We start from the raw sequence: 25,731 nt of genomic DNA on the forward strand, positions 1-25,731 counted from the left end.
TTATCCTCTTTGTTTTAATTGTTTTACTAAATTTGGTAATCCAGCAGCATAATTCGGTCCTAAACGTGGATCTTGCTTAGGCGTGTTAATAATTGCCTGCGCGACAAAATCAGCTGCAATTGAGCAGCTATCTTTTAAACTATTGTGTCGCATTACGCTAGCCAAAAATGCACTAGCAAAAATATCACCAGTTCCGAAGAAACTGCCTGCTTGTTTAGGCTGAATCAATGACCAGCTTTCAGCTTGAGTAACTCCCACCTCTGCTATTTTTTCATTAGTTAATGAGATCCCCGTAATAATCACATTTGGCACAGAAAAATGTTCTTGTAATTCTCTGGCTAAACTTTGTGCTACAGCCAAAGTGTTTTCCTGCTTTTCTTTACCCAATAAAAATGCAGCTTCAGTCAAATTAGGGGTTATGATCGTTGCGCGATGAATTAATTGACGCATCTGCCGCACATAGTCTTGATCCAAACCGCGATACATCTTGCCATGGTCTGCCATTGCGGGATCAATTAACACTAAATTATTCTTCAGCTTAATTTGCTCAAAATTATTTAACCAAAATTCTAATGCTTTTTTACCTTGATAACCTAAGTAAAGCGCATTAAATTCCAAATTAACTTGGTGCCAATGCTGGAAAATCAATTTCATTTCATCACTCAAATCAAGATACGTATTATCACCAAAGCCTCCTGTATGAGTAGATAAAATTGCCGTTGGCAAAACCGTAGGCTTTAAACCACATGCCCCTAAAATCGGCAAGGCGATTGCTAATGAAACCTGCCCTGCACATGATAAATCCTGACTAATCAAAACTCCTCCATTAACCATGTTCTCACCTCGAAAAATAAAAAATCCTGTTATTAGCTTAACACATCTAATAACAGGAAAAATTAAATTCGTTTATTTTTTATCTAGCACTAAAAGTACCTGGTTGAATATGATTCAAGATCTGATAACCAATAACCTTATTTCTATTTTCATCGTTTTGCGTTTGATTCAAAAACATGATTAATCCATTTCGATTATCAGACGTCATTTGGATCCAATTACCAAAATGAGTGTTGTACAAGTTGCCATACGCAGACTTCAAATTACCTTTAATATACATCCCGCCAGAATAACCGTTGCCTGAAGTAGCCTTTAAATGAGTCATCAAATTAAACTGCTCACGGTTTAAGATTTTACCGTTAGTTAAACCAACTTGAATACGATAATAATCCATTGGCGTAGAGAACAAATTGCCTGCACCAACCAACTGTGAAGCTTGTTGTTTCTTTACATACTGAGCCCATTGATAATTTTTGCGATTCCAAGTATAAGAAATCCCATCAGTCATGCCGCTAGGAACATCTTCTAAGAAGTAAGTTCTCTTTAAATTTAATGGATTGATAATTCGGTCTTTTACATTTTGTTTATAAGATTGCCCGGTAACCGCACGAATAATTCCAGCCAACAGAATATAATTAGTATTATTATATGAAAACTTGCCTGGTTGATTTTGACTAGTTGAATTTAATTTATTAACTACCCAATTAATTGCATCAGCTTCAGAGTATACACGACCACGATTAACTTCGGTATCTGCCGCCTTTAAGCCTGAGGTATGTGTCATTAAGTTGCCAACCGTGATATTCGCAGCTCCCTTTAAATTAGGGTACCAAGTTGAAATCTTAGTATCTTGATTGAACTTACCCGCAGACATCAATTGTGTAATCATCGCAGCTGTAATAACTTTTTGTAAAGAACAAACCGGATATACTACCTTACGGTTACCCGCACCCAAGCGTCTGCCATAATAGCCATAACCGTAACTAATCTGCTGTGGATGCCCGTCTTTAACAATTACTGTTGTCCCCCGAGCATAATAATTAGCAATAGTTTGTCTGACAAAACTACGCATTTCTGTCTGATTATAACTAGCTGCTTGAACTTGATTAGTATTAGTTAGTGCTGCAACTGGCAAGGAAGTAGCAACAGTTAATGAAATAGCCGTTTTAATAAATGTCTTTTTAATATTAATACGTTTCGTTTTTAAGCCCTCCAGAAATGTTATTTTTTTCATAGAATAATCTTAGCATTTATTTTTTGCAGTAGGGTTACAGATTAACAAAAATTAATACGGATAATTTTCTAAATGATCTTGTTCTGTAATTTTTCGTAAAACTTTAGCTGGCACGCCTACTGCTAAAGAACTATCCGGAATATCATGCGTCACTACAGAGCCTGCACCAATCACGCAATTATTGCCAACAGTGACTCCTGGACAAACTGTAACATTGCTGGCTAACCAGCAATTATCACCGATTGTAATTGGAGCACCATATTCAACATCTGACATTTTTCCGTCCTTTTGCAAACGCGCATTTCGCTGCTCTGGCAACAAGGGATGAAGGGGTGTCGCAAAAGTCACATTAGGACCACACATCAAATTTTTGCCAATAGTAACTGGGCAAGTATCTAGTATCGTCAAATTAAAATTGGCATAAAATTCATCTCCTAAAGTGGTGAATTGACCATAATCAACTTGAATTGGTCCTTGCAAATATACTCCCTTGCCATGATTTGGAAAAAGCCGATCAATAATAGCTTTTCTTTCAATTTTATCTTCATCTGTAGTGAGATTATAATCTCTAGATAAACGGTGCGCCAAACTAGAAATTTCTCTCAATTCTGCGGTCCCTGGGCGATATGGCTTACCAGCCAGCATATTTTCGGTGTTCTTTTCCATTATTTTGCTCCTATAATTTAGATTTTTGTACTTGATATGCACTATTTTATGATAAACTCGTTAATGTTGTTAACAAAAATATATCTATCGAGGTAAATATGCAAAAGAAAAATATTATTACAATTTGTATAGGCTTGCCAATCTTTTTAATTTTGGCAATTTCTATCATGCTGCATGCTGCTTGGATTACCGGTTTTGATAATTTCTTTGAACAACTGGTTCATACTATTCCTGGCCTAAAGGGATTAATGCTCAAAATTACATTCTTAGCCGATACCAAGGTTGATTTAGCATGGATGCTTTTGATTGCTGTTATTCTATGGTTTAGAAGACAGCGTCCTCTTGCGCTGAGTATTGTGATTACGATGGTCACAGCTGATGCTGTTGGTTACGTTATCAAGCATATTGTGCAACGCAGTCGCCCGCTTAATCACTTAGCTGTTGATGACGGTTTTAGCTTTCCTAGTGGTCATACTCTGGGCATGGCGGTAATCGTATTTTGGCTAATCTTAATCATGATTCCTGTTATAGTAAAAAGCAGCACTACTCGTATATGGCTATATGTCCTATTAATTGTTTGGCTAATAATCGTCATGATCTCTCGAGTCTATGTTTATGCACATTTTCCATCTGACGTATGTGGTTCCGTCGCTTTTAGTGCAACTTGGGTTGGCATAGTTGATGCAATCTGGGATAAACTCACGCCGCGAACGCAAAAGAATAATTTCTAAATATTTAGAAAGCTCCGAGTTTTTATTAACTTGGAGTTTTTTATATAAAAAGAAAAAAGTCACTAAGGAAAATGTCCTTAATGGCTTTTCTACACCTTCAAATTTCTTCCTATCAAGCATAATACCATAAAAGGTATCTTGCCTAGCCTTTTCATCCTCGGAGCGCTCATCACACGCTCCGCTATTATATTAGCAGATTTTATTCAAAATTTAAAGTAATTCAGCTCAAACTTAGGTATTTGAACTACTAGATTTCAGATGATTAAAGTCTAACTTAATACTTTTGGGTTGTGTTTTTTGACTATGAATTGTCTTAAAAAATGCAGCGATCTGACTAATTTCTTTGACACCCGTAGAACAGCATCCCCCAATCATGCGCGCGCCATGTTCATACCATTCTTGACTAAGCTTTTTAAAATCAAATTTTGCATTAAACGGAATCCAATTACGTTCAAATTCATTGTAAACACCACCCAAATTGGGATAAACTACAATTTGCTTATCAGTAAATTCACGCATTTTATCAATTGCAGCGGTAGCTAAAAATGGCTTAAAACAATTCACGCCAACTGCAAAAACTTGATCATAATCATTTAGTTTCTGCATTGCTTTTTTCAGCGGCGTACCATCACTAATCTTAGTCGTATCATGCAAAGTAAAACTTACATAAACCGGAATTGTAGGAGTATTTTCTTTAAGCCAATTCAGAATTGCAACGGGCTCATCTAACTTAGGCTGTGTTTCAATCGCTAAGCAATCCGGCTGATTAGCCAGTATTACCCTTAACCGAGGTAAATGAAAATCTAAGTATTGCCTATCAGTTAGAGAGTAATCGCCGCGGAACTCATCACCATCTGCTAAATATGCTCCATAGGATCCAACTGAACCTGCAACAAAATTATGAATTCCAGTTTGAACTTCGTAGTCGTCTCGCGCTTTTTTAGCAACTTTGACCGCATTAGCAATCATCGTGGCAGCCTGCTTCTTAGTAAAGCCATGTTTTTACGAAAGCTTGTACATTTGCCTGATACGTATCCGTAATTGCTAATTGTGCTCCAGCCTTAAAATATTTTAAATGAACTTGATAGATTTTATCTAAATCTTTTTCTAAAGCGATGGCAGTCCATAAATCATTATTAGTATCAATTTCCTCATGTTCAAGAGCAGTGGACATTGCACCATCTATTATTAATCCCCGATTAGCAACTTGATTAATTAAATCCATATCCTCACCCTATTCACAGTAAAATATAAATAATTAATTTTATATTAATATTATGAATAAAGCAATAAAAAATAGCAGTAATCTTTTCACTGCTATTTTGGTTCATCTTTTCGATTTATTTTTTACTTAATCCAATCTTTAATTGCACTATCATCACGGGCAATTCCAATTACATTTAAGCCATTTGCCCACTCTTTAAAATGACTAATATAAGCCTTATGATTTGTCCCAGCAGAAGTAAAGAATGAGGCAAGTTCACCATTATAATTCTTCATTTCATCAAGTAAAGTTTTAATTGGTGTTGCAGGATAACCTGACCAGACTGGACTACCAACTAAAATTAAATCGTAATCATTAAAGTCAATATTGTCTAATTGAATCTCTGGAAAAGCTTTATTGCCTTGAATCTGATCTAATGCAATATCATTAGTTTTATACTGGTCAGAGTCAAAAGCATCCTTAGCTACGTTAATCTCTTTAAGGTCACTACCTTCAATTTCTTGATTAATTTTTTCAGCCATCTCTTTAGTCTTGCCTGACCAAGAATAGTAAAGAATCAATGTTTTTTTAGTCATAGAATTAGTCCTTCTTTCATTTACTAAGTCTATTGTAATTGAAAAAAGCGTATTCAGCCAATATAAAGGTAACTAATCTTATAATAATTTTTAACTTTAATTTGTTTTATCCTTTTTTGGGACAAAGAGTAGGCAAATAAGCCAGCTACTAATTAATAAGACGATTAATATCCAGAATAGCCAGGCACTACCCTGGATCATTGCCGAACTTTTAGTTAAAGCCCTATTCTTTTGACTAATTGCTACTAACGTCCCTGCTAAGCTGTACCTAATGCTCCTGAAAATTGTTGCAAAGTATTAAAAATGGCATTTCCTTGAGCATGGTCCTTTTTCTCCAGCGAGGTCAAACCGCTGGTCATTAGACTACTAAAGCTCATTCCATAGCCACCGTAATATACTGCATACAAAATAGCGATCTCTATATTAGATAAATCTTTGCTAAAACTAATCATTAAAAATAAACTTAGTAAGCTAACGCTGACGCCAGTCAAAATAGGCAATCTTGCTCCTCGTTTATCCAATATCCTGCCAGCCCAGGCAGCCAATAGAGCATTAATTACAGCTCCAGGGAAAGTTACCCAACCTGCGAGAGTACTCGAGCCATGGTTGACTACCTGCACATACATTGGAAATAAGAAGCCTAAAGCCAGCGTACTAATTTTGGCAAAACAATATGAAATAAGCTGCAGACTAAAATGAAGGTTCTTGAATAGTTGAGGATTTATTAATGGATCAGAACTTGAACTAGAGATTTTAACCCAAATAACTAAGCAAATCAAGCCTAATAAAAGCAAACCTAAAACTTTAAATGTAAGAAAATTATTTTTAGCAATATTAGTAAAACCGATCATTAAGAATACTAAACTAGCTGCTAAGATTAACCATTGACTATATTTAAAGCGAACGGTTTTTAATGCATTAATTTGTTCAATTGAATAGCTACCCGTAAATAAACTAATGATAATTAACAATACTGAAAAGATAAAAATCCAGCGCCAATTTAAAATATCTGCAATAATGCCACCGACAACTGGGCCAAAAGCCACTGCACAAGCAGTAATCATTGTACCAACGCCCATCATCAAACCCAATTTCTTCTTTGGTACCTTATTTAAAATAATATTGTACATCAATAGCAAGCCAATTCCGGTACCGATCCCCTGTAGGGCTCTACCAACTAATAATAAATCAAAGCGAGGCGTGAAAACATCAACTAACAACCCAACTATAAAAAAGCTAACGCCAATTTGAAAGATTTTCTTCGTTGGTATCCTTAACGAAATTTGTGAACTAATTGGAACAATTGTGGCAATTACTAAAAGAACCAACGTGTTCACCCACTGTACCTGATCCGTAGTTACAGCAAAATCTCTCATTAAGGCTGGAAAAGTTACGGTTGTCGCTATTTCATCTAAGATACCTAAAAACGATAACATCCCTGCTGATAATATAGCTATTAAAACTTTAACAGATACTCTATTCTCATTCATTTATGTACTTCCTAATCACTTTCATCATTGCTTGACCATATTTTTCCATCTTAGCTTGTCCTACGCCATTTACTTTCAAAAAATCCACGGCATTTTGTGGCTTAATTCGGGCCATATCATGCAAACTGCGATCTAAAAAAATCATAAAGGCCGGTACTTTTTGCTCATGCGCTAATTCCTTTCGCTTCGCCTTTAAAGCAATAAATAAATTAGGTTCCTCATCAGTTGCAAAAAGCTGCTTACTTGCACTTACTTTAGCAATTCGTCTGTGTACAGCCTCCTTATCATCTAATACATCCCAACCTCGATTAGTCACATGAACAAGAGGATACTTTGTCCCCTCAATCTTGAGATAACCCGAAGCAGTCAAATAATCAATCATGCTTACTGCATCTTTTTGACTCATTTTCAAACTGCCAAAATGATCGTATTGCTTAGCTCTTAATTCTTTCATTCTCTGATTGTTCGAGCCAACCAAGCATTGCGCAACAATATTTTTACCAAAGCGTCCATCTAATTCATAAACCATTGCGATTACTTTTTTAGCATCTGTCGTAATATCTGTTAATTCATCTTGATTTAGGCAATTTGAGCATTTGCCACAAGGAGAACAATCTTGTCCAAAATAACGCACAATAAATTGCTGCAGGCATTCACCAGTATTGGCATAATCTGTAATTGACTGTAGTTTTTGATATTGCAACTCCCGATACTTTTCATAGGCATCTGATTCATCAATAAAATAGCGATACTGACGCAAATCTCCAGGATGATAAATTAAAATCGCCTCGCTTTCTTCGCCATCCCGACCGGCTCTACCTGCTTCTTGGTAATAGCTTTCAATATTCCGCGCACTTGAAGCATGAATAACAAAGCGGACGTTGCTTTTATCAATCCCCATCCCAAAAGCATTAGTAGCTACAATTATCTGAATTTCATCGAACTGAAATGCTTCTTGTACTTGGCTACGCTCTTGGGCTTTCAACCCACCATGATAAGCACCTACTGAAATGCCTTTTTTAGCTAAATAGGCAGTTAAAGTCTCCACTTTTTTACGGGTATTAGTATAAATAATCCCTGCTTCGTCCGCATGCTTTTTAATATATTGAGCAATATACAAAGGCGTATTCTGGGGCGAATTAACTACTTTAAAACTTAGATTTGGCCTAGCGAATGAAGTAATTACAAAATTTTCTTTAGGAATATTCAATTGTTGCCCAATATCATCCTGTACAGCAGGCGTTGCTGTTGCCGTTAATGCCAAAATATTTGGTCTGCTTTTTAAAGAATTGATTCCTTCCAAAAGTTGCCGGTAAGCAGGGCGAAAATCATGACCCCATTGCGAAATACAGTGTGCTTCGTCAACCGCTACTAAATCAATATCAAGAAAGTTCAACTGATATCTAAAATAATCCATGGCTAGCCTTTCAGGCGTAATGTAAATCAGCTTAATTTTGCCTTCATATGCCTGTCGCAAAATTGGATTCACTTCTTCTTGCGGTGTCGTCGAATTTAGCGCCGCTGCATTAACGCCATTCTGTTTAAGTGAATCAATCTGATCCTTCATCAATGAAATCAGCGGCGAGATAACTAAAGTCACACCTGGATTTATCAAAGCTGGTACTTGATAACAAAGAGACTTCCCCGCTCCAGTTGGCATCACTGCCAGGACATTTTGTTTATTTAAAATTAAATCAATCACTTTCTTTTGACCCGGACGAAAGCTAGCATAACCAAAAGTTTGTTTTAAGATTTTTTCTGGATTCATAGATCTTCCTGACTTTTTATGAAATATCTTCTTTATTTTAACAAAGTTTCTTAAGGTTTATAATTAAACTATTCCAAGTAAGAAAGAAGGAAAGAAATTGATACATCTTTTCCATCGACGTATCACATTCTCACTCGCCTTAACTATTGGCTTTTTAATTTTAATAATTATCGGCAGTATTTTATTATCATTACCTTTTGCGGATAAAGTGGGACGAGCAACTAATTATTCTGATGCACTCTTTACTGCCACTTCGGCAGTTTGCGTTACGGGATTAAGCACAGTTACAACGGCAACACACTGGTCATTTTTTGGTCAATTAATCATCATGATTCTAGTCGAAATAGGTGGTTCATGACTTTTGCAGTTATGCTTAGTGACTTTGCCCATCAAAAGATGAGTCTGGGGGCGAGAATGTTGACAGAAGAAGCACTAAATCTTAATCGCCCTTCTCAACTTCGAATAGTACAGCTGATTATTAGACTTTCCCTGGTTATTCAATTGGTAGGAGCAGCATTGCTTTTTATTGTTTTAAGACCACGCTTAGGAATAGAAAAAGGTATTTGGTATAGTCTCTTTCACTCAGTAGCTGCTTACTGTAATGCGGGCTTCAACTTATTTGGACCATCTGTTGAACATTTTAATAATAATCCTTATTTTTTAACTATTATTATGTTGTTAATCGGTGCTGGTTCATTTGGTTTCTTAGTCTGGCGTGATATATTAACGTATCATATTCATCATAGACTCACTTTGCATACTCGTTTTGCACTAGCAGTGGGCCTCATCATTCTAATATTATCAATAGTTGGTTTTTTTAGTTAGTGAACAAAACCTTAAGAAATTTGATGGCAGTTTAGATGGCGTTCAGCGATTTTTTAATACCTTATTTTTGGCAGTAACACCAAGAACGGCCGGGTTCTTTTCCGTTCCTTATACCAAACTTTCTGCAGCTGGTATTGTAATTACTATTATCTTGATGTTCATTGGTGGAACTCCTGGGTCCACTGCAGGTGGTGTTAAAACTTCAACAATAGGAATTTTATTTTTACAGAGTATCGGAACTTTTACTGGAAAAGAAGCGGCATTTTCTCATCGTCGCTTTACTCGTAATAATATTAATCGTGCCCTAACTCTATTTTGTTCTGCCATTTTATTAATTATTTTTGCAACATTCTTGCTAACTATGACGCAACCACTTTCAACTCATAATGGTATTACCGAAGCCGTTTTTGAAGCAGTTTCAGCATTTGGTACCGTTGGTTTAACTCTCGGTCTTACCCCACATCTTAATTTATTCGGCAAAATTATTATTATCGCTTTGATGTTTATTAGACGGGTTGGCATTTACACCTTTATGTATTCTATTTTTAAATCTCATCCTACAAAACAAAGCTATCGCTATCCAGAGGAGGAAATTATCATTGGCTAATTCACATCAACAACAAAGTTTTGCAGTTCTTGGCATAGGGAAGTTTGGCCTGGCACTAACCATGGCCCTCTTAAAAGCCAATCAAGACGTTTTAGTAGTAGATTCAAATGAATAAGTTATTAATGATGTCGCTCATTTAGTTACCCATGCCGTAATTGCAGATGCTACTGATGAAGATGAATTGCGGGACCTAGATATTGGCGCGTTTGATCATGTCTTCGTTACTATGGGTGAAAACGTAGAAGGCAGTATTATCACTACTATGTTAGCTAAAAAAATTGGTGCCCCTGATGTTACTACGCGAGCTAACAATCATAATCATCGCCTAGTTTTAGAAAAGATCGGAGCCGATCACGTCATTGAGCCTGAACAAGATATGGCGCGACAATTAATCTTCCACCAGCTCCATCCTAATATAGTTAACTATTTCAATCTCTCTAAAGACGTTTCTTTAGGTGAAGTCAAAGTTGAAAATCCTAACTTTTTTAACAAGTCTTTAGGCGAATTGGATTTCCGTAAGAATTATAATGTTAACGTAATCGGAATTATTCACGATGGGAAATTAAATCAAGTACCCCTTGCGACTGACATTATTAATCCACATGATCATATCACTTTAATCGGTTCAAATGAGGACGTTCAAAAGATTAATGAAACTTTACAAGAAAATAAATAATCATAAGGTATACAAAAAGCTTTGAGAATAGTCGCTCAAAGCTTTTTAACTGATTTTGTTTACTTGTAAAATGTCTCTTCAACCGCGTGAGTAATAGCAATTTTATCATGGGCATATGACAAGCCACCTTGAATATAGAGCATGTATGGGGCACGCAATGGACCATCAGATGATAATTCAATGGTTGAACCTTCTACAAATGAACCAGAGGCCATAACAACTTCATCTTCATAGCCATCTTGATGATATGGAATTGGGTCAACAAAAGAGTTCATTGGTGAATAGTGTTGAATAGCGGCACAAAACTTAACCATTGGGTCTGGTTTGCCAAAGGTTACGGTTTGCACGATGTCGCTTCGTGGGTCACTCCATTTTGGTGAAACCTGCATACCCATTTCTTCAAGCAAAGCTGCAGTAAAAACTATTCCCTTTTGAGCTTCCCCAGTAGTATGCGGTGCCATAAAGAACCCTTGGTAAATATCACGCAAATAGCCCCAGGTTGCGCCTTCGCCTTTACCGGCACCCGGAACGGTTAAACGTGAGCCCGCACCATCAATTAAATCTTGGCGACCAACTAAAAATGCACCACCCTTAACTAAACCAGCACCTGCATTTTTATACAAAGAACCAGCCATCATATCAGCACCATAAAAAGTTGGTTCTTCACATTCTGAAAATTCACCATAACAGTTATCAATAAAGATGTTAACGTCAGGACGAACTTCCTTAATAAACTTTAGCATCTTCTTGATCTTATCCATAGTAAAGGTTTTACGTGTAGCATAGCCTAAAGATCTTTGGATTGCTACAACCTTAATAGATTTGTCTTGTAAGTCTTTTTTAGCATTTTCATAATCAACTTCGCCGTCTCTTAATTCAGTGGTCTTAAAGCTGATGCCCCATTCTTTCATGTTACCTGGCTTATTGCCAGCTAAGCCAATTACTTCTTGAATGGTGTCGTATGGTGTACCTGTTAAATAGTACAAGGTGTCTCCTGGACGAAGCATACTAAACAAACCAACAGTGATGGCATGAGTACCAGAACCAAATTGTGGTCTAACTAACGCATCATCAGTTTTAAAGTAATCTGCATAAATATCTTCAATCTTATCACGACCAATATCATCATAGCCATAGCCAGTTGACGGTACAAGGTCTTCTTCACCCACATTGTGTTTTCTAAATAAATCTAACACACGTTGCTGGTTATACAAAACCTGCTCGTCAATTTCTTCTAGACGTGGCTGAATCATTTTTTCAACTTTAGCAACTTTTTCACTTAAATCTTTGGGTAAATTTTCTTTCCAAGAAAAACTCATTTTCTAACTCCTCCTATTTTTCTTTAATAACTTCTGCTTGAACCTGTAAACCGTGAACGGTTTGCTGCAAATATACGCCTTGAATCTCCGGAACAAAGCCTGGGAATTTTTCAATTGCATGGGCGAGCACCGCAAAGTATTTCTGATCAACTTCGCCCCATCTTTCACCTGGTGCAACAATAAATACACCTGGTGGATATGGCAAAGCACCTTCTGCAGCGATTCTGCCAACTACATCTTTGATATCAACTAGTTCAGTTTTATCTTTCTTAAAGAGTTGGTCAGCTGTTTGCGGCGTCATTTCATAATCCTGCATCCCCGGCTTAGCAAACAGTTTTTGCTGCAAACTAAATGTCTTATTTTCTTTGTAATATTCATGCATTTCTTGACACAGCTGCTTTAAAGTATAGCCTTGATAACGCTTGGGATATTCATTATATAAAACAGGTAAGACATCTTTAACCAAGGTATTTTGATTATAAAAATCTTCAAATTTCAAAAATGCACTAAGCAAAGTATCAAGTTCAGCTTGACTATCACCCGGCGTCAATAAAAACAGCAACGAATTCAAATCATTCTTGGCCCTAATAATATGATTTTCCATTAAATACTCCGCAACTACTGCACCGGGAATACCATTTTCTTCATATTTAGCATTTTTAACATCGATGCCAGGAGTTTTAACCGTGATTTTCAGTGGATCGATCATTGCTTCACCAGCGGCCATCTTTTTAAAGCCGTGCCAATCATCTGTTTTATTCATATTCCAGTAACTGGCATTTTTCATCAGTTCTTCAGTTGGAATATCGGCAAAATTATCCGGTACAAGTGGTTTAAATAATTTAGACTTCTTAAGTAGCGCCTTACGCCACTCGATTCCCCTCTCTAAAGTTTGGGCCCACCACTTTTTATTACCATTTCCAGCTGTAACATATGAATTAACCGTCAGGGATGCATAAAGCGGATAAGCATAAGACGAAGTAACGAACTTCAGATAAGCATGGTTAAAATGCTTGTGGTCAACGTAACGCTTTTGTCCCTTAATATGACTATCCTTCTTTAAAATTTGCGAGGCTTGTGCCATGCCTGCCTGTTGCTTGTGCAGCGATTGCGTTACCAAAATTCCAGGATCATCCGGACCCAAGTTTAAAAGCAGCGGTGATAAATGTTTCATAATCGGTACAAACCCTTCAAAGCCGCCCCAGGCGCAATCGAATAAAATGTAATCGCATAATTTACCAATCCGATTAACAATCCATTGAGCATCATAAAAAACGCCATCATAAGTTTCCGCTTGAACGATTGCCAATCTAAATGGTCGCTCAGCCTTTGCCTTTTTAGGATCAACTTTAGCAATTTCTGCCCTAATTTTGTCCTCATTCAAAAAGTCGGGATCCATTTCTCCAATTAGGCCCAGTGCATTACGGTCTGTTGGAATATAAACAGGTTTTGCTCCGCTCATGACTAATGCACTGTTATAAAGAGATTTATGGTTATTGCGGTCAAATAAAACCAAATCGCCTTCAGATAAAAGCGCACTCGCACAAATCGAATTCGCGCTAGTAGTCCCATTAGTACAGAAGTAAACTTTATCTGCATGATAAGTCTTAGCCGCCAATTTTTCAGCATCAAGCGGTGTACCAGCATGAGTCATGGTGTCGCCTAATTGCGGTACTGTATCACTAGTATCCGCAAACATTAGATTCTTACCGAAGAATTTATTAAAAACCACTCCAGCAGGATGCTTATCGTAATATTGTCCATTATGGTGACCTGGTGTAGTAAAGCTGATCGGCTTAGTCCGCGCGAAATTAATTAAATCCGTTAAAAAACCAGGCACCATTTTTTGCTCATAGTCCCTGGCTTCTTGTGCAATTTTTTGTTTATCTGCAACACTAATTCCATCTTGTACTTCAATAATTGGAATAGGAAAGTCGGACTGCGCTTTTAGCTCATTTGCTTTTTCTTTAGCAGCTGCATCACTATTTTTAACCACTATAGCAGCAACTTCAGCACTATTTTGAACTTGGCCAATTGGAATTGCCGACCATCCCTTTAAATCATTAATATCTACGCCTGCCCCAATGGCTATCTTCAAAAAGTCCATCATTTTTCCTTTCCATTTCTGTGATAAATAAAATTTGATCTTGCAAAACTTAAATAATTCTTTATAATCTTTTTACAGTATGTCACTGCTTTTGTAAGCTTTCTAAAAATACAGTACTATACAGATTATATAAACATTGGAGGTTTTTAACAAGTGCACTTGCCATGTTCTCCTCCTGGAATAGATTGTCACTAATAACTGAATAACTATTCTTGGAGGAAAATATTTTATGTCAGAAGAAATTGAAACTATTAAAAAACATTACCTGAGTTGGCCGGTCATCGCTTTAATCGACTTCGTCACCATCATCAGTTTTGAAAATATCTTTTATCCTTTTCAAAACCAAGGCTTGTCGGTGGTTGTCTCTTGGATCTTTCTATTATTTGCCTACGTCATTCCTTATGCTCTGATGTGCAGCCAAATGGGCTTGACTTTTAAGGATCAGGCCGGTGGATTAGCCTCTTGGGTACGGCACTCATCCAACGATACTTTAGGCTACTGGACCTCATGGATGTATTGGGTGCAGACTGTTCCTTATTTAGTTGATGTTTCCAACTCAGTGATCGTTTCATTCTCTTGGATTATTTTAGGTAACAATACTTTAGACAAGCACATGTCCACTTTCTGGTTTGGAATCTTAACTTTCGTGATTATTTTAGCTTTTATCTTAATTGAAAATGCTATTAAAAATTCACTTGAATTGCTTTCCTTAATTGGCGGTGGAGCAATGTTTATTATGTCCATGCTGTTCGTTTTATTAGCTGTTTGGTCTATTATGCATGGTCACCATATTGCTACCCAACCATTTAATTTAGGAGCATTTAAGCCATCATTTAGTTTGCGTTACTTCTCCACTACTGGACTTTTAATCTTTGCTATGTCAGGCGCCGAACTCGCTGCGCCATACATTGTGCAAATGCGTGATCCTAAGCACGAATTTCCTAAGGCAATGTGGATGCTGGCTATTATGACTGGTTTCCTTACTATTTTTGGTACTTTAGCTTTGGCCATTTTCTTCAATGCTCATCATATTCCACACGACTTTAAGATGAACGGTCCTTACTATGCTTTCCAACTATTAGGACAAAGTTTAGGCTGGGGCAAAGTCTTAATGTATATCTTTGCCGTGGTTCAGGCTATCTTCATGATGGCACAATTAGCCGTCTTGCTTGATGCTTCTAGTCGTGTTTTTGCCGGGGATGTAGCCGATAAATTTATGCCAAAATGGTTGACTGTCAAAAAGGATAAGACAGGCCATCCTGTTCATTCCTACACTTTAACTTGTGGTTTGGCTTTATTCTTATTATTGCTTACTGGTACTTTGCCAAACATCAACTCAATCTATAACTGGCTGTTAAACATTAACGGAATTATTTCACCATACAAGACCTGCTGGGTATTCTTTGCATTCATCATGATGCGGATGCACCAAAAGAAGTTCCAATCAGATTATGTCTTCATTAAAAACAGAACCGGTGCTTTGATTATGGGTTGGTGGTGTCTAATCTTTACCTTTATCTGTGCAACTTTAGGCTTTATTCCACAAGAAGCTGAAGCAACATTCGGTAGTGCAGCCTTTAACCACCAATTAATTATGAATATTATCACGGTAATTGTGCTGTTCGGTTTAGGTTTCCTGCTCCCATGGATGCGTAAGCGCGAAGAGCAACGCGAAATGAATATGTAAAAAATAAAGATGATAAATCAATCGCTGATTTATCATCTTTTTTCTCTTTTATTTTACTTAATTAGCAAGCTGATTTACAAAATCAAACTGCTTCTGAAATGTTCGTTCAGATCTTAAATCATAAATAGAGCCAATGATCGGTGTCAGAGCAAAAGGTCTTAGTGTATTCAAATCTTCAGCCCTATTATCATAAATGCGGTGCAACGCTGGTTTAATCGCCTTGATTTTATCCAGATATGCTGGACTAATTTCATTAACATAGCCTTCTAGAGTAAAACCAATACTGCTAAGCGTTTCTCGCCCACGCATCGCCGTCATTGAGACCCGATTATGAATCTTCAAATTACGATAAAAATTCTTGTGGTTAGTCGTAGCGAAAATCAAGCGACCATCTTCATTAAAATCAATATCAATGATATTAGTATGAGGATCGCCATTTTGATCAACTGTACCAAAGACTACAGAATGAAAACAGTCAACGATTAAATCTAAAAATTGCTTGTTAGTCAATTCATCGGTTAATTGGGGAACGTGTTGTCTCATATTATTCTGTCCATTTCTATTCACTTAACTATATGTTTTAAGTGAATTATATATTAATTAAAGGACAGACACTATTAAAATGCTTAGAGAAATTTGCCGACATAAAATCCTAAAAATACTAGAATCACTCCGCCTAAATACGAAAAAATTGCATAAAAAGCCAAGCCACGATAGTTCTCACTCTTATATAATTCAACTAATTCTGTATTCATAGTTGAAAAAGTCGTATAGCCTCCTAAGGCGCCAGTTCCTACTAGAGCATAAAAGAAAATACTAGTACCTATTCCAAAAATTAATCCTAAAATAAACGCTCCAGTTAAATTAATGAACAGCGTAGGAATTGGCAAATTAGAAAACCTTTTGCCAATCCATTCCCAGTGCCTCTTACCATAATTAGTGATTGCATAACGCAACATCGCTCCCAATGAAGCTCCTAATCCTGCTAATAACAGATTCAACTTAATCGTCCTTTCTAACTAATTGACCTACTTTTTTACCAGCTTTCATCCCAATAAATGCACAAAGAAAGCCAAAAATAATCGAACAGAGGAAATACGCTACTGCGACTACTGGCTGGTTAGCTTGAATATTCTTTAGTATATCTAAATTAAAGGTTGAAAAGGTTGTAAAAGCCCCTACAAAGCCGGTACCAATTCCTACAGTTAACCATTGATAAAAATTTTTAAATTCTAAAAAGAAATAAGTAAAAAAAGCTAATAGAAAACAACCTAAAATATTTCCCCAGAATGTCCCATAAAAGCCAAAATTGGCATTAAGAACAGCGCGAGCCATTCCACCAAAAAATGCAAAGAATGCAATACTAATATAATTGATAAGTTTAGTTGTCACAAGAAATTCCTCCTCATATAAAAAACGTCCACTCCACCCCCCTAAAGGATAAAGTAGACATCATTAGATTTCTCGGTTAATGGTGAACGTCATCACCTATTTACATTAGTTAAAATATACAACTTCTCAGGTTAGTTGACAAGTTTATTTTTATTATTTAGTAACAATATACTCCTGTGATATAATTAAACTAAATTAGAAAGAAGGTCAAAATTATGGCATTTCCTAATGAAGCTGAGTTTCGCAACTATTGCAAACAAAAAAAGAAATTAGCAAATTCTACTATTGATTTAGCTTCTAGATCAATCTCCACTTTTTGGCGTTACTACTCTGCAAGTCTAGAGTCAGAAGCAGATATTACTAACGTGCAAGCTAATGATATCCGCAATTTTTTAGCATCTCTTCAAGAAAAACTAAATATGAAAAGCAACACGGTAAACAAATATCTTAGTCACCTTAAGATGTATTTTGTCTTTCTTAGCGAGTATGGATATATTACAACTTATCCCCTTTTATCATTACGTGGTAATTATTTTGATCGTAAGCAAGAATATGTTATCAATTGGATGGACTCGTTACCTCAATTAATTAAAATTAAAAAGATTCATCCCGAAACTATTAAAATGATGGCCGCAATTGCTGCTGGATTCAAGCCTAAAGAAATTACTATTCTTCGAACTGCTAACTTGTTAGATAACATTAAAAGCCCAGTCGTAAGAGACTATATCAAAGCACACACGGATTATTCTAAAGATAATAACCCTTATATTTTCGCCAGAAAAAACGGCGATCATTATGCTTCTGACTTTAATATTAATCAAAAGATTACGCCAGATCGTTCAATTATTGGCATGACACTAACTACCCACCAGTTACGGATGAGCTTTGTTTATTCTATCATTTCCAATCATCAATTATCCGATAATGATGTCTTAAAAACACTGCGTATTTCAATGAAATCACTTAATTATTATCGTAAGAACTTAACTCTTTATATCAAGACAACGGAATTTCAGTTACCCAAAAAAACTGACTAACTAAAAAAAGCATCTCAATGTTGCTCACATAGGGATGCTTTTATCTGTTCTATTATTAATTTTCATCTGGATCAGCGTCCGAATGATAAGTAATGCTAAAGCCTGCTTGAAATTCCTTACCTGGTGCCAGATGATTCATGCCATATTTATGCTCCAGGTCGCCATCTGCATCATCGCGATCCGCAATTCCCCACCATGGCTCAATACATACATAGTTAGCAGTCTGTGGATATTGTGACCAAATACCAACAAATGGTGCATTTCTAGTCCACACATTAATATGGAAATTATTTTTGTCTGTTCTTAATGAAACTTTATTATCATGTCCATGCAACTCATAAATCAAAGCATCATCTTTGAATAGTTCATCACTTAAGCCAATAAAACTATCAGTTGAAGCAAGTGACCGATTATTCCAATCAAGACTAGCATCCTTAAGTGGGACCTTTACTCGAGCAACTGATGGATGCATATCAAAATAGAAATCTTTTTTGGTAATCCCATCTTTGACTGGCAAATTGAATCCAGGATGCCCGCCAACACCAAAGATCATTGTTTCATCTGATTTATTTACTACACTGAAGTTTTCTTCCAATAAGTTATTCATCAAATTATAGTTAACACGAAATTCAAATTTAAATGGATAAACCTTCCGTGTTTCTTCGTTATCTTTAAGTAAGAAAGTGATACTTTCTTGAGAATGATGTTCAACTTTAAAATTAGAATCTCTGGCAAAACCATGTTGCCCTAAATGATAAGTCTGGCCCTTGTAAGTATATTCATCATTCTTCAGACGACCTACTATTGGGAAAAGAATAGGTGCATGTCGACCCCAAATTTTAGGATCTGCTTGCCACATAAATTCTTCGCCCGTATGTGCGCTTTTAACGCTTTGAATTTCTGCACCGTGATCTGAGATCACTACTTTAATCATATTATTTTCGATTGTGTAATTCATAACTTATCTTAACCTACCATATCAAACAATAAAAAACTTATAATGTAATCGCTTTGATTACTTATATTTTAACATTTTCAGCTAAATAAAAAAGTGTATGTTAGGCAATAAAAATACCCGACTATAATAGTCGAGTACCCAAGATAGTTAAAGAATAAACTTAGTTAAATCTTTATTCATAATAATATCGCCAAGCTTATCTTCAACATAAGCTTCAGTGATAGTAATTTCTCCCATTTCCATATCTGGACCTTCATAAAGCACATCTTCCAATAGTTTCTCTAAGACAGTTGAAAGACGTCTAGCACCGATATTATCAGTGCCCTGGTTGACATCAAAGGCAATCTCAGCAATCTTGTCAACAGCTTCTTGGGTAAAGATCAAACTAATTCCATCAGCCTTCATTAAAGCAATATATTGCTTTAGCAAAGAATTTTGTGGATCCTTCAAAATTTTGACAAAATCCTCTTTAGTCAAAGCATTCAGTTCCACTCGAATTGGAAAACGTCCTTGAAGTTCTGGAATCAAATCACTTGGCTTGCTTTCCGCAAAAGCACCGGCGGCAATAAACAAAATATGATCGGTCGCAACTGGACCATATTTTGTATTAACTGTTGAACCTTCCACTATTGGCAAAATATCTCTTTGAACACCTTCACGTGAAACTTCACCAGAATTACGTTTATTGCCAGCAATGATCTTGTCAATTTCATCAATAAAGATAATCCCATTATTTTGACTTCGTTCAATAGCACGTTGATAGATAGTATCATAATCTACCATCTTTCGTGATTCTTCTTGAATCAAAACTTCTCGTGCATCACGTACTGCCAAAGTCCGCTTAACCTTTTTCTTGGGCATAATATCATTAAGCATTGAACCCATGTCCATGCCCATTTGTCCCATCATGTCGCTCATTGGATTAGCCTTGGGAGCTTGCTCAACTTCAATTGTAACTTGATGATCTTCAAGCAAACCTTTGTTTAGTTTATCAGCTACATCCATCCGCTTGTTGCGTACAGCTTCAGTAACCTCTTCTTGGTCATTTTTCTTTTGTGCATTTGGGCCACCCATTAGTAGAGACATCATATCCTGCATTTGCTGCATCTGATTTTCACGATTTTCTTTTTTAACACCAGGTGCGAGCAAACGTACTAATTGCTTATTGGCTTCTTTAGTAGCTTGAGCTTTGACACGAGCAAACTGCTCTTTCTCTTCCATACGAACAGCTTCACTGACTAAATCACGAACCATTGATTCAACATCGCGACCTACATAACCTACCTCAGTAAACTTAGTAGCTTCGACTTTTACAAATGGTGCCTCGACAATCTTAGCCAGGCGACGAGCAATTTCAGTCTTACCAACTCCAGTTGGACCAGCCATTAATAAATTTTTAGGAGTTACTTCCTGCTGCATTTGTTTAGGAAGCTGCATCCTACGGTAACGGTTATATAAAGCAATCGCTACTGATTTTTTAGCCTCATCTTGGCCAATAATATATTCGTTTAAGATTCTAACTATTTCTTTTGGGGTCTTAATAGCCATTTTTATCTCCTAAATCTCATCGGTATGAATTTGATCATCAGTAAATACATCAATGCCTGAAGCAATTTTAACAGCTTCATGTGCAATTTCTGCAGCTTCCATGTCTTTAGCATGACGAGTCATAGCAATGGCCGCAGCTTGAGCAAAATTACCACCTGAACCGATTGCAACTACGTTTTCATCAGGCTCCAGTACTTCACCATTACCCGAAATCAAGAGTAAATCTTTTTCATCAAAGGCAATTAACATGGCATTCAATTTTTGCAGAGTTGGATCCTTGCGCCATGCTTGTGCCATTTCTACGGCTGCACGACGAAGATCGCCACTATAGCTTTCAAGTTTGCCTTCAAGCATATCTTGTAAACTTACAGCATCTGCCACACCACCAGCGAAGCCAATAATTACCCGATCATGATAAATGCGGCGAATTTTTCTTGCGGTTGCCTTAGCGATTACTTTTTCACCCAAAGTAACCTGACCATCACCGGCAATTGCAGTCTTACCATTATGTCTTACTGAACAAATTGTTGTCATTTTAAACCTCAGCTTTCTTTATTACGAGGGAAATATTTTTCATAATCTTGTTTTAAATGTTTCATTGTAACATGAGTATAGATTTGCGTTGCTGCTAAACTCTTGTGTCCCAATAATTCTTGTACGCTACGTAAATCGGCACCATTACTAATCATCGCAGTAGCAAATGTATGTCGCAACTCATGTGGATGTACTTTACCACTAATTCCAGCCTGATTAAAAGTTTTTTGCATCACATATTGAATACCGCGTGTAGATAAAGGCCTACCCAAATGACTCAGAAAAACATGTTGTTCTGAATTATCTTTAAGCAACTTGGGACGTGCTTTCTCAAGATAATTAAGCAATGCTTTTTGGGTATGCCCATCAAACATGACATAGCGATCTTTCTTGCCTTTACCGTGTACTAAAATTGTTTTCATATCCCAATCGATTTGCTTCAAGCACAGTGTGCTTACTTCACTAACTCGCATTCCTGTCGCGTAAAAAAGTTCAAACAAAGCTAAATTACGCATCTTTAATGGGGCATCACCGCAAAGTGAATCAAAAACCTGTCTCATCTCTGTTTCATAGAAAAATTCCGGCAGTTTCTTCTCCCCTCGACGTAAATTTATTCCTTGAGTGGGATCCACCTTCACTAGTTTTCTCTTTGTTAAAAAGCGATAAAAAGAATGAAAACTGGACATTTGACGCATTTGACTATTACGGGCTAATTTGCGTTCAGCTAAATGCTGCAGATAAACTTCAATGTCGCGATCCTGAACTTTATCCCAACCGTCAAAACCGCCATTATCGGTCCAAAAACTTTTAGCCTCTAATAAATCAGTTTGATAAGCTGAAATAGTATCTTTACTATAACGACGCTCATTAGTGAGATATGAAATAAACAGGGCTAGCTCATCTTTTTGATCAGTCATGTTCTAAGACGTCAATCTTAAATTGATCTAAACTAGCTAAACCACGCTCACTGATCTTTTCATGCCGTTCACGCTTTTTTCGAATTTTCTTGCCTTCTAAAGCTGGTAAAAGCGCAAAACTAGCATTCATCGGTTGAAAATGCTTGGCACTAGTGGTAGTAACGTAATTTGCCATTGATCCTAGAGCCGTATCCTTTGGAAAAGCAACCGTTTTTTCACCTAGTGCTTCACGTGCTGCATTAATTCCTGCGACTAAGCCGCTACCCGCACTTTCGACATAGCCTTCCACGCCAGTCATTTGTCCTGCAAAAAACAAGCCCGGCTGTTTCTTGGCTTCATAACTTGCCGTTAAAATATCTGGAGAAGCAATATAAGTGTTTCTATGCATCTTGCCATATCTAACAAAACGAGCATTTTCGAGACCAGGAATCATTGAAAAGACCCTTTTTTGCTCACCATATTTCAAATGAGTTTGAAAACCGACTATGTTATACATTGATGCAGCGGCATTGTCTTGACGCAATTGAATCACTGCATATGGAGTTTTACCAGTATGTGGATCTTCCAAGCCGACCGGTTTTAACGGCCCAAACAACATTGTTTTTGCACCACGCGCGGCCATGACTTCAATCGGCATGCATCCTTCAAACACATCATTTTTTTCAAAACCATGCAGCTGTGCAGTTTCAGCATTAATTAGCTCATGCTGAAACTTTTCATATTGTTCCTTATTCATCGGACAATTGAGATAAGCAGCTTCTCCACGATCATAACGAGACTTCTTATATACGATATCCATGTCAATTGAGTCTGCCGCCACAATTGGCGCAGCAGCATCAAAGAAATGCAAACTATCTGTACTAGAAAACTCCTGAATCTTTTCAGCTAATGCGGAACTAGTTAAAGGACCCGTAGCAATGATCGTAATTCCATCTTGAGGAATTTCAGTAATCTCTTCTTCATGAACAGTTACATTATCTAATTTTCTTAAAGTATCGGTCACATATTTACTGAAGCTATCACGATCAACCGCCAATGCCCCACCAGCAGGGACTTGTGTTTTATCAGCAGCTGCCATAATCAATGAATCAAGATGGCGCATTTCCTCCTTTAATAATCCAACAGCATTAGATAATTGATTAGAGCGCATTGAATTAGTACAAACCAGCTCAGCAAATCCACCCGTTTCATGAGCTGGCGTCTCTTTTTTAGGACGCATTTCATAAAGATCAACATGGATTCCCCGCTTAGCCAATTGCCAAACAGCTTCACTGCCAGCTAATCCCGCTCCAATCACAGTTACATTTTTCGGCATTAAATCACCTTTATTTTTCTTTTTAATTAAGAATAGCACGTTTGGCTATTCTATACTGCTCTTAAGCTAATTCTTAAATATTACTTATTGCTTTCGCCTTCTTGCGGTTCTTCACGATAATCACCATTAGGACATAAAACAGTTAATCCCTTCTTAGACTTCTTTTCAACCAAGAAATGACCATCGTTAGGACAATTTCTGCCAATTGGCTTATCCCAAGAAACAAAATCACATTCTGGATAACGAGAACAACCATAGAATTTACGGTTTCTGCGCGATTTCTTTTCAACAACTTCACCTTTGCCACACTTTGGACAGGTAACGCCAATTTTCTTGACGATTGGCTTTGTATTTCGACAATCTGGGAAACGAGAACACGCATAAAACTTGCCGTAGCGCCCCATTTTAATCACCATTGGTGCACCACAGATATCACAATTAAAGCCAGCTGGTTCATCCTTGATTTGAATCTTTTCAATTTCAGAATCAGCTTTATTTAACTCCTGCTTAAATGGCTGATAATATTCATCAACTACATGAGTCCATTCCTTTTGTCCATCTTCAACTTCGTCTAATTCATTTTCCAAATGGGCAGTGTAATCAACATTGGCAATATCCGGGAAGAATTGCTCAATTAAAGTATCAACAATCTCCCCCAACTCGGTTGGCACAATAGAACGACCTTCTAGCTTTACATAATAGCGTCGCTGAATAGTATCAATTGTAGGTGCATAAGTAGATGGACGACCAACACCGTTTTCTTCTAGAGCATGAACCAAACTGGCTTCAGTATAACGAGCAGGTGGCAGAGTAAAGTGTTGCTTATTGTCAGACTTGCTCATCTTGACTCGATCGCCTTCTTGTAAATCTGGCAAATCAACGTTTTTCTCTTGTTGATTGTCATAGACCTTAGTAAAACCGGCAAATCTCATTTTAGAACCAGTAGTTCTAAAGATAACGCCATTTTGCACGATATCAGCTCTTACTGTGTCATAAACCGCAGGGGTCATCTCACTAGCTAAAAAGCGTGACCAAATCAACTTATACAATCGATATTGCTCTGTCGTTAATACGCTCTTAAGCGAAGCGGGCGTTCTATAGACACTAGTTGGTCGAATTGCTTCATGGGCATCTTGAGCATCTTCTTGATTTTGAAAATGTCTTTGACTTTTAGCTGCAAATTCTGCCCCATAGTTTTCGTGCAAGAACTGTGAAACTTCTTTTTGAGCTACAGGCGAGGTTCTTTTAGAGTCAGTTCTCATATAGGTAATTAAACCGACAGTACCCTGTTTGCCCAAACTAATCCCTTCATATAGTTGCTGAGCAATACTCATTGTCCTACGAGTACGATAACCTAATCGTTTATTAGCTTCCTGCTGCATAGTTGAAGTTGTAAACGGTGCCGCTGGCTGACGCCGACGTTGTCTCGATACAACTTTCTCAACCGTAAAGTCTTTCTTTTTGTCAATCTTGGCTAAAACATCTTTAACCGCATCAATATTGGCTAGCTCCGTCTTTTTACCGTTTAAACCATAAAAAGCTGATTTAAAGCTTTCTTTTTCTTTTTTAAATTCAGCATCAATTGTCCAATATTCTTTAGGTTTAAAATTCTTAATTTCCTTTTCACGGTCAATTACTAATTTCAACGCAACTGACTGCACACGGCCAGCACTCAAGCCCTTCTTAACTTTAGCCCACAGAATTGGTGAAAGTGAGTAACCCACGATTCGATCTAAAACACGACGAGCTTGCTGGGCATCAACTGTATCCATATCAATTGTCCGGGGATGTTTAAAACTCTCTTTAACCGCATCCTTGGTAACTTCGTTAAAAGTAACACGGTTTTTAGCTTTCTCATCTAAGTTAAGTGCGTGGGCTACATGCCAAGCAATTGCCTCTCCTTCACGATCAGGGTCGGATGCCAAATAAACATCTTTAGCTTTTTTAGCTTCACTTTTTAATTCTTTGATCGTATCGCCTTTACCACGAATCGAAATATACTTAGGTTTGTAATTATCCTCGAAATCAATTCCCATTTGTGATTTTGGTAAGTCTCGAATATGCCCCTTCGAAGCAATTACGTGATAATTTCTGCCTAGGTATTTTTCAATAGTTTTAGCCTTAGCAGGTGATTCTACAATGACTAATGTTTTCTTACGTTTTTTAGTATTTCTTTTAGTTGTTTTAGTTTTACTTTTTACTTTAGTAGGCATTAACTGCCTCCTTATTTAAATATTATTTTTTGACAATATACAATGCACAGATTAAATAATAGTTTATGAATTG

At 37.0% G+C, this 25,731-nt stretch carries 20 protein-coding genes, 3 pseudogenes and 1 riboswitch; of the genes and pseudogenes, 5 read left to right on the forward strand and 18 right to left on the reverse strand.

Annotation, left to right across the window (positions count from 1 at the left end):
* From ICI50_RS05635 to ICI50_RS05645, 3 genes are all read right to left on the reverse strand, one after another.
* Positions 1–834, reverse strand: a complete 834-nt coding sequence (locus ICI50_RS05635) for a PfkB family carbohydrate kinase (RefSeq protein ID WP_056941333.1) — start codon at positions 832–834, stop codon at positions 1–3.
* Between the two features lie 79 nt (positions 835–913).
* Positions 914–2,005, reverse strand: coding sequence for a serine hydrolase domain-containing protein (locus ICI50_RS05640; RefSeq protein WP_054640116.1), 1,092 nt, complete (start codon positions 2,003–2,005; stop codon positions 914–916).
* A 114-nt stretch (positions 2,006–2,119) separates the two neighbouring features.
* A complete protein-coding gene (locus ICI50_RS05645; protein ID WP_188891308.1) occupies positions 2,120–2,734 on the reverse strand; it encodes a sugar O-acetyltransferase in 615 nt (204 codons plus the stop codon).
* A gap of 98 nt (positions 2,735–2,832) precedes the next feature.
* Here ICI50_RS05645 and ICI50_RS05650 point away from each other — a divergent pair, with 98 nt between their 5' ends.
* A complete protein-coding gene (locus ICI50_RS05650; RefSeq protein WP_054640085.1) occupies positions 2,833–3,465 on the forward strand; it encodes a phosphatase PAP2 family protein in 633 nt (210 codons plus the stop codon).
* A gap of 231 nt (positions 3,466–3,696) precedes the next feature.
* Here the strand turns inward: ICI50_RS05650 and mmuM are convergent.
* The 4 genes and pseudogenes from mmuM to recQ all read right to left on the reverse strand — a co-directional run bounded on the left by mmuM (position 3,697) and on the right by recQ (position 8,523).
* Positions 3,697–4,690, reverse strand: a pseudogene (mmuM, locus tag ICI50_RS05655) (homocysteine S-methyltransferase).
* Positions 4,691–4,812: 122 nt separating this feature from the next.
* Positions 4,813–5,265: a flavodoxin family protein gene (locus tag ICI50_RS05660; RefSeq protein WP_013854161.1), complete on the reverse strand. Its 453-nt coding sequence runs from the start codon at positions 5,263–5,265 to the stop codon at positions 4,813–4,815.
* A gap of 257 nt (positions 5,266–5,522) precedes the next feature.
* Positions 5,523–6,755: an MFS transporter gene (locus ICI50_RS05665; RefSeq protein WP_244040271.1), complete on the reverse strand. Its 1,233-nt coding sequence runs from the start codon at positions 6,753–6,755 to the stop codon at positions 5,523–5,525.
* A complete protein-coding gene (gene recQ, locus ICI50_RS05670) occupies positions 6,748–8,523 on the reverse strand; it encodes a DNA helicase RecQ (protein WP_013854162.1) in 1,776 nt (591 codons plus the stop codon). Before recQ ends, ICI50_RS05665 begins: the two co-directional genes overlap by 8 nt.
* Before the next feature lie 97 nt (positions 8,524–8,620).
* On the opposite strand from recQ, the pseudogene ICI50_RS05675 reads away from it, so the two are divergent.
* Both ICI50_RS05675 and ICI50_RS05680 read left to right on the forward strand, forming a co-directional pair.
* Positions 8,621–9,955 (forward strand): annotated as a pseudogene (locus ICI50_RS05675) (TrkH family potassium uptake protein).
* Between the two features lie 61 nt (positions 9,956–10,016).
* Positions 10,017–10,631: pseudogene (locus ICI50_RS05680) on the forward strand (potassium channel family protein).
* A 59-nt stretch (positions 10,632–10,690) separates the two neighbouring features.
* On the opposite strand, the gene ICI50_RS05685 reads toward ICI50_RS05680, so the two are convergent.
* Both ICI50_RS05685 and ICI50_RS05690 read right to left on the reverse strand, forming a co-directional pair.
* Entirely contained in the window at positions 10,691–11,950 is a 1,260-nt protein-coding gene (locus ICI50_RS05685; RefSeq protein ID WP_013854164.1) for a methionine gamma-lyase family protein, read from the reverse strand.
* A 13-nt stretch (positions 11,951–11,963) separates the two neighbouring features.
* Positions 11,964–14,057 carry a putative ornithine decarboxylase gene (locus ICI50_RS05690; RefSeq protein WP_013854165.1) on the reverse strand — a complete coding sequence of 698 codons (2,094 nt, stop codon included), beginning with the start codon at positions 14,055–14,057 and terminating at the stop codon, positions 11,964–11,966.
* A 229-nt stretch (positions 14,058–14,286) separates the two neighbouring features.
* Between ICI50_RS05690 and ICI50_RS05695 the strand changes: the two genes are divergently transcribed.
* Positions 14,287–15,744: an APC family permease gene (locus ICI50_RS05695; protein WP_013854166.1), complete on the forward strand. Its 1,458-nt coding sequence runs from the start codon at positions 14,287–14,289 to the stop codon at positions 15,742–15,744.
* A 57-nt stretch (positions 15,745–15,801) separates the two neighbouring features.
* On the opposite strand, the gene ICI50_RS05700 is transcribed toward ICI50_RS05695, so the two are convergent.
* The 3 genes from ICI50_RS05700 to ICI50_RS05710 all read right to left on the reverse strand — a co-directional run bounded on the left by ICI50_RS05700 (position 15,802) and on the right by ICI50_RS05710 (position 17,136).
* Positions 15,802–16,287: a pyridoxamine 5'-phosphate oxidase family protein gene (locus tag ICI50_RS05700; RefSeq protein ID WP_013854167.1), complete on the reverse strand. Its 486-nt coding sequence runs from the start codon at positions 16,285–16,287 to the stop codon at positions 15,802–15,804.
* 83 nt (positions 16,288–16,370) lie between these two features.
* Complete coding sequence (gene crcB / locus ICI50_RS05705; RefSeq protein ID WP_013854168.1) at positions 16,371–16,745, reverse strand: fluoride efflux transporter CrcB; 375 nt, start codon at positions 16,743–16,745, stop codon at positions 16,371–16,373.
* Between the two features lies 1 nt (position 16,746).
* On the reverse strand, positions 16,747–17,136 hold the full coding sequence (locus tag ICI50_RS05710) for a fluoride efflux transporter FluC (RefSeq protein ID WP_056941331.1): 390 nt from the start codon (positions 17,134–17,136) through the stop codon (positions 16,747–16,749).
* Positions 17,137–17,183: 47 nt separating this feature from the next.
* A riboswitch (Fluoride riboswitch) is annotated at positions 17,184–17,242 on the reverse strand.
* 109 nt (positions 17,243–17,351) lie between these two features.
* Here ICI50_RS05710 and ICI50_RS05715 point away from each other — a divergent pair.
* Entirely contained in the window at positions 17,352–18,173 is an 822-nt protein-coding gene (locus tag ICI50_RS05715; protein ID WP_054640087.1) for a site-specific integrase, read from the forward strand.
* A 55-nt stretch (positions 18,174–18,228) separates the two neighbouring features.
* On the opposite strand, the gene ICI50_RS05720 is transcribed toward ICI50_RS05715, so the two are convergent.
* The 6 genes from ICI50_RS05720 to topA all read right to left on the reverse strand — a co-directional run bounded on the left by ICI50_RS05720 (position 18,229) and on the right by topA (position 25,658).
* On the reverse strand, positions 18,229–19,131 hold the full coding sequence (locus ICI50_RS05720) for an aldose 1-epimerase family protein (protein ID WP_054640088.1): 903 nt from the start codon (positions 19,129–19,131) through the stop codon (positions 18,229–18,231).
* A gap of 147 nt (positions 19,132–19,278) precedes the next feature.
* Positions 19,279–20,679, reverse strand: a complete 1,401-nt coding sequence (gene hslU, locus ICI50_RS05725; RefSeq protein WP_025084226.1) for an ATP-dependent protease ATPase subunit HslU — start codon at positions 20,677–20,679, stop codon at positions 19,279–19,281.
* Positions 20,680–20,688: 9 nt separating this feature from the next.
* Entirely contained in the window at positions 20,689–21,213 is a 525-nt protein-coding gene (gene hslV, locus ICI50_RS05730; RefSeq protein ID WP_013854173.1) for an HslVU peptidase proteolytic subunit, read from the reverse strand.
* A gap of 8 nt (positions 21,214–21,221) precedes the next feature.
* On the reverse strand, positions 21,222–22,130 hold the full coding sequence (gene xerA, locus ICI50_RS05735; RefSeq protein ID WP_013854174.1) for a site-specific tyrosine recombinase/integron integrase: 909 nt from the start codon (positions 22,128–22,130) through the stop codon (positions 21,222–21,224).
* The gene (gene trmFO / locus ICI50_RS05740; protein ID WP_056941330.1) at positions 22,123–23,445 is read right to left on the reverse strand and encodes a methylenetetrahydrofolate--tRNA-(uracil(54)-C(5))-methyltransferase (FADH(2)-oxidizing) TrmFO; all 1,323 of its coding nucleotides are present in this window, start codon (positions 23,443–23,445) and stop codon (positions 22,123–22,125) included. The genes xerA and trmFO overlap by 8 nt, the downstream gene beginning before the upstream one ends.
* 80 nt (positions 23,446–23,525) lie before the next feature.
* Positions 23,526–25,658 carry a type I DNA topoisomerase gene (topA, locus tag ICI50_RS05745; protein WP_188891310.1) on the reverse strand — a complete coding sequence of 711 codons (2,133 nt, stop codon included), beginning with the start codon at positions 25,656–25,658 and terminating at the stop codon, positions 23,526–23,528.
* Positions 25,659–25,731 lie beyond the last annotated feature (73 nt).

The organism is Lactobacillus kefiranofaciens, from assembly GCF_014656585.1.
In the GTDB taxonomy this organism is placed as follows: domain Bacteria; phylum Bacillota; class Bacilli; order Lactobacillales; family Lactobacillaceae; genus Lactobacillus; species Lactobacillus kefiranofaciens.